Consider the following 12,740-nt stretch of genomic DNA (forward strand, 5'->3'; position numbering starts at 1 on the left):
GAGGGCGGACAGGTCGTCTACACTGCGGGGACGCCGTCCGGCGCCTTGTGACGGGATTCCCGATCTTGAAACTGCGAACGGGGTGTGAGAAAGGGGGCTGAACAGGTCGCGGTATCGTCCATCCTGCCGCGGTCCCCCCACCATGTAACCGGAAGTTTTTCATGACCCTTCGCCTTCTCTGCCTTCTGGCCGCCCTGGTTCTCGGGTTCGCGGCCCCTGTCCGTGCCGAGTCCCTGCCGTCCGTCCCGGAGTCCCTGTACCCCGAACTCGAATATCTCCTGACCGTGCCCCAGGGATCGGCCGACCTCGCCGCCGACAAGCTGAACGGCATCGTGTCGTTTGTGGCTTCCACCCCGCAGGACACGAGCATGGCCATGCGGGACCGCGACAAGGCCTCGGGCGCCTTTCACGCCTTCACCCTGCGCGGGAGTCTGGCGCGGGTCGTGGACTACGCCTACAATCCTGACATCCCGGTCTACGTGACCATGCCGTCCTCGGTGCGGGAGCAGGAGTGGCTCGACCCGGCCACCCGTGACGCCCTGAGGGGCCTGTCGCGGGCCGTAGAGCAGGGCGGCTCTTTCATGTTGCGCGGTCGCGAGCGCGAGATCATCACGCCCGACGCCAACACGGGCGGCTACTACGCCTACAAGCAGGACCGGGCCCTGAGCGTCTTTCCCGGCCCGAAGGGGCCGATCATCGTCTCCGTGGCCTGCCAGAACGAGCCCTCGGACATCGGCCGCAAGGGCTTCGTGGTGGGGCCCGACTCCGACTGGAACTACCTCTACTCGGCCGAGACCGGGCTGACCAAGACGGGCCTGGGTTGGGTCGATTCCTACATGTACAAGGCCTACTCGGTCCTCGTGCTCGTCTCCGACACCGAAGCCGGCGTCGTGCGCGCCGGATCCTTCAAATGGCTGAACGCGGGTTGGGCCAAGGTCAACATGGTCAAGCAAATGCACATCGTCAATGGCATCAAGCGCTTCGCCGCGGATTTCAAGGCCGTTCTCGAATCCCCCCGTCTGCCGCAGGCCGGGGAACTGGCCGCCATGTACAGGGAACTGCAGGGGGATAGCCCCGAGAGCCTGCGCGCCCAGGTCGCCCCCTACCTCGACGCCATCGCCACCGGCGGGTCGTCCTCGTCCCTGGCGGGGCCCTTCAAGCAGTTGCTGGCCTCGGGCGAGTACCTGCGGGACATGAGCCGGGAGGAGATGGTCAAGATCGTGCTCAAGGAATTCCTCAAACAGCGCCTCGGCCGGCAGACCCTGATCCAGGTCGCCCGGGCCGGGACGCCCGGGACGACGCACCCCTGACCTGCGGTCCGTCCTGACAACCCCGCCTCGGGCGGCCCGGAGCTCCATGGCTGACAGCGCGCGTTTCGAGTCAAATCGGGATCCGGTTTCCCTCGGGCCGGCGTGCACCGTACGTCCTCGCTCGGGCCCTGCGCCGAAGGGGAGGCGGGCGTGACCCGGCCCGGCGACGAGGCGCGCCAGCGGGCCCGCGGCATTCGCGACGAGGCACTTTCCCGGCTTGCCCAGCGGGACCGGGACTCCATCGACCATCTGCGGGCCGAACTGGCCGAAATGAAGGCCATGTTGCACAGGCAGGCCGAGCAGCTCGCAACTCTGACGACCCTGGTCTCCTCCCTTTCCGTCACGGCCTCCGGACCCGAAGACGCTCCCCCCGCATCCACCCCCCGCCCCTTGTCCGGCGCCAAGCGCGCCGCCCTCGAACGCATCCGCGACCTGCGCCGCCAGGATCTGTCTTTCGCGCGCATCTGCGAGATCTTCCAGGCGGAGCAAATCCCGACGCTGTCAGGGGACGGGCAGTGGTCCAAGGGCACCTTGTGGAACCTCTGGCGCAACCACGGCCACCAGCTCGGCACGGCCGACAGGGACTGACTCCGCCGTCGCGTCTGCCGCAACCCATCCTCAGCATTCCCTGACCCGCACCGCCAAGGGGCTGGATAACCAGGCCGATTCGTGGGATGGGATATTCACGTGTTCGACGCGTCAGGACAACGTCCCGGCCTGCGCGCGGCGGGTTTCTGGCATCGGGCGGGATTGATGGCGAGAGACGTTCATGAAGCAGTCTGCAGGTTTTTTCCGCATGCCGCCGCAGCTCGGTACGAGCGACGGCAGTTCCCGGCGCGTGGGGTTTGAGCTGGAGTTTTCCGGCATTTTCCTGGATGACGCCGTCGCCGCCCTGGAGAAGTCCATGGGCGGGCGCGTCACGTCGAGGACGGCGGCGGAAGTGCGTTTTCAGTCCGAAGGCCTCGGCGTGTTCCAGGTCGAACTGGACTGGTCCTTCCTGAAGGTCAAGGCCGCCCGGACCGGCGACGAAGCGGACTGGGGCGGCGAATGGCTCGAACTCCTCAGCCATGCCGCGGCCCTTTTCGTGCCCGTCGAGGTGGTCTGCCCTCCGGTTCCGCTCGCGGACATGGCCATGCTGGAGCCTCTGCTGCACGCATTGCGTGAGGCCGGCGCCGTCGGCACCGAGGAGTCCCTCCTGGCGGCCTACGGGCTGCACATCAACGTCGAGATGCCGCAGCTGGACGCCCCGACGCTGTATGCCTACCTGAAAGCCTTCTCCCTGCTGCAGTGGTGGCTGGTCGAGGCCCACGACGTGGACATCGCACGGCGGGTCAGCCCCTTCGTCGACCTCTACCCCGAAGCGTACATCCGGCTGCTGTGCACGGAGCCGGAGCCGACCATGGACAGGATTTTCGCCGATTATCTCGAACACAACCCCAGCCGCAACCGCGCCCTGGACATGCTGCCCCTGCTGGCGCACATTGATGAAAAGCGCGTGCGCCGGAGCGTCAGCGACATGAAGGTCCGGGCCCGTCCGGCCCTCCATTACCGCCTGCCCGATTGTCTCATCGACCGCCCCGAGTGGTCTCTGTCCGATGCCTGGAACATCTGGTGCGTCGTGGAGCGCCTGGCTGGCAGCGGGGATGACCTCCGTGCGCTGTCCGATGCCTTCCTGGCCGCCGAAAGGCCCATCCTGGGCGTGAGCCGCGGCGACTGGGTCGAGTTCGTTGACCGATGGCTGGCAGACCGCGCGTTGGCGTGACCGGCAACGGCCGGCTCTGGTCGCCGGCCTGGTGGTGCACCCGGCTGGCCCTGCGGCTGGCCGGGGCCGCGCCCGTACGCATCAGCGTGCGCCACAGGGCTAGCGTGCGCAGCATGGACGCTCTCGTCATCGGCGGCGGCAACGACATCAGCCCCGAGCACTTCGGCGGCGACCTGTCGGGCAAGGTCAAGGCCGACCCCAAGCGCGACCTGCTGGAGATCGAGTGCATCCGCTGGGCCCTGTCGCACGGGGTGCCGCTTTTGGGTATCTGCCGCGGGGCGCAGCTCATCAACGTGGTCCTGGGCGGCACGCTGCACCAGGACATCCGTCACCTGCGCAAGCGTACCTCCAACCGGCCGGGCCTCCTGCCGACCAAGCGGGTGCGCCTCGACCCCGACTCCCTGGTGGCAGGCGTCTGCGGCACAGACAAACTCAGGGTCAACAGCCTGCATCACCAGGCCGTGCACAGGCCCGGCACGGGACTGACCGTGGTGGGGTGGGACCGCGACGAGATCGTGCAGGCGGTGGAGTGCGTCGGGGAGCGTCCGGCCATCGGCGTGCAGTGGCACCCGGAGTACATGCTCTACCTCCCGTCGCAGTTCGCGCTCTTCCGCTGGCTGGTGCGCAGCGCAAAAAAGGCATGACTCCCTGACCGGGAATCATGCCTTCGCTGTCGGTGCGGCGCGGGCCCGCTTTATTTTCGGCTACATGACCAGGTGCAGGACCCTGGGCATGAAGGTCGGCACGTCCCAGCCGGGGACGTAGCGGTTCAGGGTCTCGATGATGGCGACAGCCAGCAGGCCCGCGTGCAGCATGGTGGCCAGCGCGATGACGATCATGCTGCCCTTGAGGCGCATGGGATTCTCGCTGACGCAGACCAGGAGGGACAGGGCCATGGCCAGGACCAGGCAGGCCGCCGAAGCCGCTCCGGCGTAGAAGATCTGGGGCAGGTGCAGGTTGAAGACGCCCTTCAGGCTCAGGTACATCCAGACCGCGATCATCAGAGTGACCAGCCCCAGGGCGATGTGCCATTTGCACAGGAAGGGCGGGGCGAAACGGTAGTAGTCGCGGCCCCAGTCGTCGGCGTTGCGGCGCAGCAGCAGGTAGACGAGTCCTCCGGCGGCGGTCAGGCACAGGGCCATGGGCAGCCACAGGGCCGCCAGGGGCCACACGGACGAGCCCCATGGGGGAAGAAAGGCCGGGTCGTCCAGGGGCAGGCCCCGGAAATAGAGCAGGGTCAGCAGGACGAGGCCCCAGTATCCGCATTTGACGGCCACATTGCCGACGCAGCCGAGCAGGACATGCACGGTCCGGCGTTCCTTGGCCGTCTTCCAACCCAGGTCGTAGGCCACCAGGGCCAGGGTCCCGAAAAAGGGCAGGGCCAGGGTCACGGCCAGGAGCATCTGGTTGGCGAGGGCGAATTCGGACTGCCAGAATGGGCGCACCATGAGCAGGGCCCACCCGGCCAGGATCGCGACCCAGAAAAGGGCGTGGCCGCGCACGCCGAGCCGTGAAACCTGCCGGGCCACGCGGGCCGGGAAGGGTTTGCCGGAAATCAGTCCGATCAGTTCGCTGACCAGGGAGATGGCCGGCGCCCCCCAGAACAGGGCCGCCAGCAGGAGCAGAAGGGGGAGAAGGGCGAACGCCCACTGGGGTACGGAAAGCGCCATGGGTACCTCGCGCGTGATGTCTGTATGTCGAAGAGTATGGTCAAGGGTATCGAATGCGGGCTATCTGCACCAAAAGGGCGTAAGAGGCAAGGCGCGCGCTCCCTTGAAAATCGGTCCGTTCTCTCCTATGCCTCGGTCGTAACCACGGGGGATATGGTGGCGAAGCCATGAAATCAGTGCTGGCCTTCGGGGCCGGAGTGCTTGTCGGCGTCCTGCTTACGTTCGCCGCCGGCATGTACGTGCATCCGGGCCAACCCGGCCGGGCTGCTGCGGAAAAGGCCCTTGCCGGGCTTTTCGCCGTGATGCGGGCCGTACCGGCGCGGATGTCCGCCGCCCTGGACGCAGTCACCGCCCCCAAACCGGTCGTCCTGCGCCGACCCGTCGCGCGTGTGCTGCGCATGACGCGCACCGGAGTCGTCCTGCTCCACACCATCCTGCCCGACGAAACGAAAGCGGCCGCAAGGCCGATCCCCGACGAGCGACGGCAAACGGCCTCCCTGCCGGCCCCTGAAGCCGTGCCTGCGGCAGGTCCTGAAACCCCGCGCGGCCCGGAACCGGCGCAGTCCCCTGTAACGCCGACGTCCCGAGCCGAAGGGGGCACGCCACCGAAGGCGGCCGTCAAGGCCGGTCCCGAAAGCGTGTACGCCCAGGCTCTCAAGGCCTACGAAGCGGGCCGGCACGAGGAGGCACGGCAGCGTTTCGCCGCCTTCCTGAAGGCTTTCCCCGGCCATGCCCTGGCGCCCAACGCCCTCTACTGGACGGGCGAGACGTGGTACGACCAGGGCCGTTACGACCTGGCCACGGAGGCCTTCGCTCGCGTGCTGCGGGAGCACCCCCGCCACGCCAAGAGTCCCGATGCGCTGCTGAAGATGGCCTACGCGGCCATGCGCCAGGGTCGCCACGACGCGGCCAGGGCGTATCTGGACCAGCTCGATGCGCGCTATCCCGATTCCGGCGCATCCCGGCTGGGGCGGCAGGCTCGGGGCAGGCTGCAGGGCAGCGGCGAGAGCGGCACCATGGTGGCGGTTCATGGATGAGTTCTCCGCCAGTCTGGCACTGCGTCACACCCGCGGCCTGGGGCCGCGGACCTGGAAGCGCCTGCTGGACGCCTTCGGCGGCGCCGCGACTGCTGCCGAGCAGTGGGCGTCCTGGGCCGGGCGCGGGCTGACTCCGGCCCGCATGCAGGAGGAGTTCGGGCGCGGTGGCTGGCGAGAGAAGGCCCTGGCCGAGGAGCGCAGGGCCCGGGAACTCGGCCTGTCCGTCATCTTCTACAACGACCCTGCCTGGCCCGATCTCCTGCGCGAGATACCGGACCCTCCGCTTTTCCTGTACCATCTCGGCGACCTGAGCCTGCTGGCGCGGCCATGCGTGGCCGTGGTCGGCTCCCGCGAGGCGTCGCGCTACGGTCTGGGCATGGCCGAGACCATGGCCGCTTCCCTGAGCCGCGCCGGGATCTGCGTGGTTTCGGGCTTCGCCCACGGCATCGACCGGGCCGCCCACGTCGGGGCCCTCGGCGGCGTGGGCGGGACCGTCGCCGTGCTGGGCACGGGCCCGGATCTGGTCTACCCGGCGTCCAACCGCGACCTCTGGGACCGCGTCGCCGCCGAGGGCCTTATCGTCAGCGAATTCGCGCCGGGCACGCGGCCCGACGGCATGAATTTTCCCCACCGCAACCGCATCGTCAGCGGCCTCTCCCTGGGCGTCCTCGTGGTCGAGGCGGCCCTGGGCAGCGGCAGCCTCATCACGGCCGAACTGGCCCTGGCCCAGAACCGCGACGTCTTCGCCCTGCCCGGTCCGGCCAATCTCAAGACCTACCGGGGGAGCCACCAACTCATCCGGCAGGGCGCCTGCCTGGTGCAGAACGGCGAGGACATCCTGCGGGAACTGCAGCCGCGCCTGCGCGGTCTCTCCTTGCCTGACGCCCCCGACACCTTATCTGCTGAACATGCCGCGCCGGAGATCGGACGGCCCGAACCGGACGATCCCGAACACAGAGTGGTGCACCGCCTGCTCCGCAACGGCGACCCGCAGCACATCGACACCCTGACCCGCGGCACGGGCTGGACTGCGGACAAGGTCAGCGCCACGCTCCTCTTCATGGAATTGCAAGGCCTTGTGAAGCAGCTGCCGGGGATGTACTATGCCCTCGCAACCTGACTGAAGGCATCGGAGAAACGCATGCAAAAGATACCCTTGCAACTGGCGAGGCCGGACATGGTCCTGGCCAAGCCCGTGGCCCGCGACAACGGCATGGTCCTCGTGGCGGCCGGAACGAAGCTGACGGATTCCCTCATCTCGAAACTGGGCAACATGGGGGTGGAGGAGGTGGCCGTGCAGGGCGACGCCCTGGGCATGGGCGACGGCTGCGGAGCCGAGGCCCTGGCGAAGAAGCAGGAGCGGCTGGATTACCTCTTCCGCAACTTCAAGGAAGACAAATACATGCAGCGCGTGAAAGGGCTCATTTCGGACTACTATGCGCGCAAGTGCGCCCTGGCCGCGGCCCAGGCGGCGAAGACGGGGGGTGAATGATGGACGAAGATCTGCGTACGAAGCAAAAGGGCGAGATCCTGGCCGTCAAGGACCTGCCCACCCTGCCCGGTGTTCTGGAGGAGGTCGCCGTCCTGGTGCAGGATCCCAACACCTCCACGGACCAGATCAGCAAGGCCATCTCCAGGGACCAGGTCCTGTCGGCCAAGGTCCTGAAGATGGTCAACTCGCCCATCTACGGCTTCCCCGGACGCATCGGCTCTATCCAGCACGCCCTGGTGCTCCTGGGGTTCAACGTCATCAAGGGCATCATCATCTCCACCTCCGTGTTCGACGTCATGAACGAGAACATGAAGGGCCTGTGGGAGCACAGCCTGGGCTGTGCCCTGGCCAGTTCCGCCATCGCCCGGGCCATCGGCTGCAAGGACCCGGAGGAGTATGCCGTGGCCGGCCTGCTGCACGATATCGGCAAGGTCGTGGCCGCCGTGCAGCTGCCGGACAGCCGCGCGGCCATCGACGCCCTGGTCCGCGAGAAGGACCTGTCCTACCGCAAGGCCGAGGCCGAGGTCCTGGGCTTCGCCCACGACCGCATCAACCTCTGGCTCTGCACCTACTGGAACCTGCCGCCCAACCTGAAGGAAGGACTGTCCTACCATCACCGCCCCATGTCGGCCTCCCTCTACCCGAAGGTGGCGCAGGTCGTGCACGTGGCCGACTTCCTGGCCCGGCTCCACGGCGTGGGCAGCGGTGGCGACGATCAGGTCAGCGTCCTGGACGAGGGGGTGCTGGAGGCCCTGGAGATCACCCCCGAGATCCTGTACCGGATCATGGACGATCTGGAGCGCGATTTCATGGACCTGATCTAGGACGGCGGGCATGAAGGACGGCAAGCATTTCTTCCTGGTCACGGCCGACCCCAAACTCGAAGGGAGCCTGCGGGCCCTGTGGCCCGAGGAGGAGGTCAAGTGGACCTGCTTCGGCCGGGGAACGTCGGCCCTGGAGTTCCTTTTTTCGGAACCGCCGGACCTGCTGGTCGTGGACGAGCAGTTGCCCGACCTGGCCGGGGCCGATCTGGTCCGGCTCATCAAGGGCGAGAACGTCTACCGCCAGCTGCCCGTGGTCCTCTGTCTGGCGGGCGAGGATGTGGCCGAAACCCTGGATTTCAGCACCCTCGAGATCGACGATTTCCTGATCAAGCCCCTTTCTGCGGCCACGGCCAAGGCCCGCCTCGTCCTGGCCTACCACCGCTCCACCCGAGAGCTGGACGCCAGCCCCCTGACCAAGCTGCCGGGCAACACGTCCATCATCCACAAGATCCAGGACCTCATCGATCGGCAGGAGGACTTCGCCCTGGCCTACATCGACCTGGACCACTTCAAGTCCTTCAACGACAAGTACGGCTTCTCGCGCGGGGACGAGGTGCTGCTGATGACGGCCCGGGTCATCGTCAATTCCATCCGGGGCTTCATGGGCGCGAACACCTTCGTCGGGCACGTGGGCGGCGACGACTTCGTCTTCATCGTGCCGCCCGACAAGGCCGAGAGCGCCTGCCGTCAGGTCATCGACAACTTCGACTCCATCGTGCCCCATTTCTACGACCAGGAGGACCGCGCCCGCGGGGCCATCCATTCCCTGGACCGGCGGGGCCACGAGCAGGTCTTCCCCATCATGGCCATCTCCATCGCCGTGGTCTTCAACCGTGGCGGCCGTCTCAAGCATTTCGGCGAGGCGTCCCAGATCGCCATGAACCTGAAGAAGGAAGCCAAGAAAAATCCGGGGAGCTGCTATGTCATGGACAAACGGTCCGGCTCCTGACCCAGTCGCCCTCTTCCTGCTCTACCTCGACGCCCAGCGCGGCTACTCGCCGGCCACCGTGGCGGCCTACGGCACGGACCTGGAGGGCGTGCACGTCTTTCTGCAGCGGCGGGACAAGGGCCTGCACGACCCGGCGGCGGTGACCAAGAACGACGTCACGGCCTTCCTCGCCGACCTGCACCGCAGGAGCCTGGCCAAGTCGAGCGTCTGCCGCAAGCTCTCGGCCCTGCGCGCCTTCTACCGCTTCCTGCGCCAGCGCAAGCTCGTGGCCGACGACCCGTGCGCGTCCCTGTCCAACCCGAAGCTGCCCAAACTCCACCCCAAGGTCCTGAACGTCGATCAGGCCGTCCACCTGGTAGAGTCCGACGTCACGCCTGACCCCGAAGGCCTGCGCGACCTGGCGCTGCTGGAGGTCCTGTACGGTTCGGGGCTGCGCGTCAGCGAGGCCCTGGGGCTCGATTTCGGGGATGTCGATCTGGATCAGCGGCTGCTGCGGGTGCTGGGCAAGGGCAGGAAGGAACGGGTCGTGCCCCTGACGAACCCGGCCGTGGAGCGCCTGCGGCGCTATATCGAGCAGAGGGGGGCCTTCGGCCCCGCGCCGCGGGAACAAGCCATATTTTTGGGAAAGCGAGGGGGCAGGCTGACGCGCAAGCAGGCCGGCCGCATCGTCAAGGCCATGGCGGCGTTAAGCGGAGTCCCGTCCTCCATCAGCCCCCATACCCTGCGCCACAGCTTCGCCACGCACATGCTCCAGGCCGGAGCGGATCTCAGAAGCGTGCAGGAGTTGCTGGGGCACTCGCGCATCTCGACCACCCAGCGCTATACCCACCTGGACCTGGCGCAGATCATGCGCGTCTACGACTCGGCCCATCCCCTGGCGGGGAAGACGGGCGAGTCCGAAGAGTGAGCGTATGCACAGCCAAACCATCATCCGTCACGCCATGCCACACCCATTATCTCTCTGAGGAAAAATGGAAAGCGTCTTTATCCGTTCATCCGATCTTTCCGCGGTCACAGGGCTGGAGCACGACAAGGTCGTACTCGTTCTTCCTTACATTGATCGAGAACTGACCAGTAAAGCGGAACTGGTCCTCAAGCGGAGGGCCATGAGTGACGGCCTTCTCGTACTTGTTGAGGACGATGTGCGGCTTGGTTTCATCCGGGTTGCAAACATGGTTTTCGCAAGAAGTGCCTCGCAGTATTTCGGCTACCTAGCACAGGACGTCTTTCCCGGCGAAGGATGGCTCCGCTGCGCACTTGATGTCTTGGACAAGTCCGGAGGCAATCTCATCGCTTTGAACGACGGTCGATTTTTCGGCAATATCGCCGTGTTCGGAATTGCGCGTCGCGTCTGGGTTCGCGGGCTATACCACAATTGCCTGTTTTACCCTGGGTATAAAAGTCATTTCGGCGATACGGAACTGTCCGTTTTGGCCCTGAACGCCGGCAAGCTTGTCTTCAGCCCGAATTGCCTGATGATGGAGGCTGATTACGAAAAGCACCTCAAGGGAAACAACCGGGATGATGACTCGTTGTACCGGGAGAGAGCCAGATCGGGCTTCAACGGGATGACGGCGCCTTTTGAGCCCGCTTGACACGCCTACTGCATCTGGTCGGCCCCGGCCAGTGGCACGTCCAGGTCATTGGACAGGACCCACAGGGCCAGCAGGTGGCGCAGGGTCAGGTCGGCCTGGGCCATGGAGTCGCGGCCCGCGTCCTGGCTCGCCATCTCCTGGATGGCCATCATGTATTCCCGGGCCAGGGTGAACTCGGCGCAGATTTCGCGCACGAAGTCCTCGTAGGTGTCCGGGTCCTGCTGGTAGAGCTGGTCCAGGACGCTCATGGTCCTGGTCAGGTTGAAGAGGGTGATGTCGCTCATCTGGGGCATGGTGCTTCTCCGTGAAAAGAGCCGGCCGCGGGGCATGTCCGCGGCCGGCTCGCTGGTGTTTCAAATGTGGCGGCTACAGGCCGAGCTGGCTCAGGAGGTCGTCCACGTCGGTCTGGGACGCCCCGGTCTGGGGGCCTTTGAGGCCCGTGGCCCGAGCCTTGGATGTCTGGCGGATTTCCTCGACGCTGCGCTCCGGGTTCTCCTCCATGGCCTTCATGGACAGGCCCGTGGCCATGTAGAGCTCGAAGACCACCTTCTCGATCTGCTGCAGGGCGGCGACGATGCGCTTGATGCGCTGGCCCGTCAGGTCCTGGAAGCTCAGGGTGGTCATGATCTCCATCAGGTCCTCGCCCAGGGCCTGTTGGCCTGCGCGCAGTTCAGCGATCTCGGGCGAGGCGTCCCGGGCCGCCAGGGAATCCAGAAGCGTCGTGGACCTTTCGGTTTGGTCCAGGTGCTTCTCGACCAGGGTCATGATGCTCTCGGTAGCCTTTTCCGTGGTCTGCAGGATGGCGCCGAGCTGGGTCGAGGCTTCGGAAAACATCTCGTCGGCCACAGGCGCCGGCGTCTCCACGGGCAGCGCCGTTCCGTTTATCGCGGCGGCGTTGATTTCCTTGTAGATGGACTTCAGGCCGTCCTGCAGGTCCTTGCTGATGGCGCGGTAGAATTCGCCCTCGGTCAGAGCCATGGTCAGGGCGCGGTTGATCTCTTCGGAAAGCGCCGCGGAGATGACGTCGCGGATGGTGCTTTCGGCCCGGGCCGTGATCCTGTTCAGCAGTTCCTGGCTCAGCTGTTCCTTGTGCATCGAGCCTCCGGTCAGGATGAGGGGGAGAGGTGCCTCTCCCGCAGTTGTTCGCGCTGCCGGTCGACCACGAACTGCACGATCTTCTCGCGCTCGGCTTCGCGCATCTCCCTGAACTCCAGGGCCCAGACCTTGTGCCCCCGGTGTTCTTCCTCGCGGATGAGCACCCCGGTGGTGCCTGCCAGAGTCTGTGGCTGGCTGCCCAGGGCGACGACTACCTCCACGGTCTGGCCCAGCCGGAAGTCGCGGTCCGCGCTGAAGCGCAGTCCGGCGCCGCTGATGTCGTGGATGAGGATGGTTGCGGGGAAATCCTCCTGCAGGGACTGCTGGGTCAGGAGCGCGAGGATGGCGCTCAGCTTCTCGTTCATGCTCCGCAGGTACTGGACGAGCCCGTCGGGCAGGGCGTCCTGGGCGGCCTCAGAAAGCTGAGGCCCGGATGCGGCCGGCGAAACGTTGAAGAGGGGCTTGAGGCTGCCCTCGGGCAGGACCCGCAGATACCCTTTCAGGGCCGTGTCGATGCGTGCAAAGGTGCGCTCCGCGACGCTCATGTTCCCTCCGTCACCAGACGTTGGTGTCGACTTCCATGACCATGGCGTGCACGGGGCAGACGGTGACGCACATGTTGCAGGCCGTGCACTTCTCCTGGTCGAAATCGACCTTCCTGGTTTCGAGATTGAGGTGCAGCGCCTTGGACGGGCACAGCGCCGTGCACAGGCCGCAGTGCATGCACAATTCCTCGCTGCGCGAGATCTCGTGGGCCACGGGGGTGACCTTGATGCCCTGCTCCTGCAGGTAAGTCACGCCCTGACGGTAGTGCTCCGTGGTGCCCGAGAGCTCCAGGATCATGTGTCCCTCGCGGCGAGGGTTGATATTGGCCTGCAGGATGTTGAAGGTCAGGTCAAAGAGCTTGGCCAGGTTGTACATCATGGGCTGGCCCGACGATTCCGGGGGGAAGCGCAGGCTGACGATGCGGCTGTATTCGTGGGTGGTCATGTGCTGTCCTGCCGTT

The 12,740-nt window shown here is 66.2% G+C and carries 16 protein-coding genes; 11 read left to right on the forward strand and 5 right to left on the reverse strand.

Annotation, left to right across the window (positions count from 1 at the left end):
* Window positions 1-161: 161 nt before the first annotated feature.
* The 4 genes from G394_RS0110385 to G394_RS0110400 all read left to right on the forward strand — a co-directional run bounded on the left by G394_RS0110385 (window position 162) and on the right by G394_RS0110400 (window position 3,716).
* Window positions 162-1,310 carry a hypothetical protein gene (locus G394_RS0110385; RefSeq protein WP_028577595.1) on the forward strand — a complete coding sequence of 383 codons (1,149 nt, stop codon included), beginning with the start codon at window positions 162-164 and terminating at the stop codon, window positions 1,308-1,310.
* Between the two features lie 150 nt (window positions 1,311-1,460).
* Complete coding sequence (locus G394_RS0110390; RefSeq protein WP_028577596.1) at window positions 1,461-1,898, forward strand: ribonuclease D; 438 nt, start codon at window positions 1,461-1,463, stop codon at window positions 1,896-1,898.
* A gap of 181 nt (window positions 1,899-2,079) precedes the next feature.
* Window positions 2,080-3,072 (forward strand): amidoligase family protein, encoded by a 993-nt coding sequence (locus G394_RS0110395; RefSeq protein ID WP_084435529.1) that lies wholly within the window; start codon window positions 2,080-2,082, stop codon window positions 3,070-3,072.
* Window positions 3,045-3,716, forward strand: coding sequence for a gamma-glutamyl-gamma-aminobutyrate hydrolase family protein (locus tag G394_RS0110400; protein WP_028577598.1), 672 nt, complete (start codon window positions 3,045-3,047; stop codon window positions 3,714-3,716). The genes G394_RS0110395 and G394_RS0110400 overlap by 28 nt, the downstream gene beginning before the upstream one ends.
* A gap of 60 nt (window positions 3,717-3,776) precedes the next feature.
* On the opposite strand, the gene G394_RS0110405 is transcribed toward G394_RS0110400, so the two are convergent.
* Window positions 3,777-4,742, reverse strand: a complete 966-nt coding sequence (locus G394_RS0110405) for a hypothetical protein (RefSeq protein ID WP_028577599.1) — start codon at window positions 4,740-4,742, stop codon at window positions 3,777-3,779.
* A 167-nt stretch (window positions 4,743-4,909) separates the two neighbouring features.
* Between G394_RS0110405 and ybgF the strand changes: the two genes are divergently transcribed.
* From ybgF to G394_RS0110440, 7 genes are all read left to right on the forward strand, one after another.
* Window positions 4,910-5,779: a tol-pal system protein YbgF gene (ybgF, locus tag G394_RS20205; protein WP_051307108.1), complete on the forward strand. Its 870-nt coding sequence runs from the start codon at window positions 4,910-4,912 to the stop codon at window positions 5,777-5,779.
* Complete coding sequence (gene dprA, locus G394_RS0110415) at window positions 5,772-6,899, forward strand: DNA-processing protein DprA (protein WP_028577600.1); 1,128 nt, start codon at window positions 5,772-5,774, stop codon at window positions 6,897-6,899. The genes ybgF and dprA overlap by 8 nt, the downstream gene beginning before the upstream one ends.
* Before the next feature lie 21 nt (window positions 6,900-6,920).
* On the forward strand, window positions 6,921-7,271 hold the full coding sequence (locus G394_RS18795) for a hypothetical protein (RefSeq protein ID WP_043775506.1): 351 nt from the start codon (window positions 6,921-6,923) through the stop codon (window positions 7,269-7,271).
* Window positions 7,271-8,095 carry an HDOD domain-containing protein gene (locus tag G394_RS0110425; protein WP_084435554.1) on the forward strand — a complete coding sequence of 275 codons (825 nt, stop codon included), beginning with the start codon at window positions 7,271-7,273 and terminating at the stop codon, window positions 8,093-8,095. Before G394_RS18795 ends, G394_RS0110425 begins: the two co-directional genes overlap by 1 nt.
* A 10-nt stretch (window positions 8,096-8,105) precedes the next feature.
* Window positions 8,106-9,044 carry a GGDEF domain-containing response regulator gene (locus G394_RS0110430; RefSeq protein ID WP_028577602.1) on the forward strand — a complete coding sequence of 313 codons (939 nt, stop codon included), beginning with the start codon at window positions 8,106-8,108 and terminating at the stop codon, window positions 9,042-9,044.
* Window positions 9,016-9,951 carry a tyrosine recombinase XerC gene (locus G394_RS0110435; protein ID WP_028577603.1) on the forward strand — a complete coding sequence of 312 codons (936 nt, stop codon included), beginning with the start codon at window positions 9,016-9,018 and terminating at the stop codon, window positions 9,949-9,951. Before G394_RS0110430 ends, G394_RS0110435 begins: the two co-directional genes overlap by 29 nt.
* Window positions 9,952-10,015: 64 nt before the next feature.
* A complete protein-coding gene (locus G394_RS0110440) occupies window positions 10,016-10,639 on the forward strand; it encodes a glycosyltransferase family 2 protein (protein ID WP_028577604.1) in 624 nt (207 codons plus the stop codon).
* Between the two features lie 5 nt (window positions 10,640-10,644).
* Here the strand turns inward: G394_RS0110440 and G394_RS0110445 are convergent, their stop codons facing one another.
* The 4 genes from G394_RS0110445 to G394_RS0110460 all read right to left on the reverse strand — a co-directional run bounded on the left by G394_RS0110445 (window position 10,645) and on the right by G394_RS0110460 (window position 12,724).
* Window positions 10,645-10,932: a hypothetical protein gene (locus tag G394_RS0110445; RefSeq protein ID WP_028577605.1), complete on the reverse strand. Its 288-nt coding sequence runs from the start codon at window positions 10,930-10,932 to the stop codon at window positions 10,645-10,647.
* A gap of 73 nt (window positions 10,933-11,005) precedes the next feature.
* Window positions 11,006-11,734, reverse strand: a complete 729-nt coding sequence (locus G394_RS0110450; protein ID WP_043775507.1) for a protein phosphatase CheZ — start codon at window positions 11,732-11,734, stop codon at window positions 11,006-11,008.
* 11 nt (window positions 11,735-11,745) lie between these two features.
* A complete protein-coding gene (locus G394_RS0110455) occupies window positions 11,746-12,279 on the reverse strand; it encodes a PilZ domain-containing protein (RefSeq protein WP_028577607.1) in 534 nt (177 codons plus the stop codon).
* Between the two features lie 10 nt (window positions 12,280-12,289).
* The gene (locus tag G394_RS0110460; protein WP_028577608.1) at window positions 12,290-12,724 is read right to left on the reverse strand and encodes an NIL domain-containing protein; all 435 of its coding nucleotides are present in this window, start codon (window positions 12,722-12,724) and stop codon (window positions 12,290-12,292) included.
* Between the last annotated feature and the right edge of the window lie 16 nt (window positions 12,725-12,740).

The organism is Desulfomicrobium escambiense DSM 10707 (genome assembly GCF_000428825.1).
In the GTDB taxonomy this organism is placed as follows: Bacteria; Desulfobacterota; Desulfovibrionia; order Desulfovibrionales; family Desulfomicrobiaceae; genus Desulfomicrobium; species Desulfomicrobium escambiense.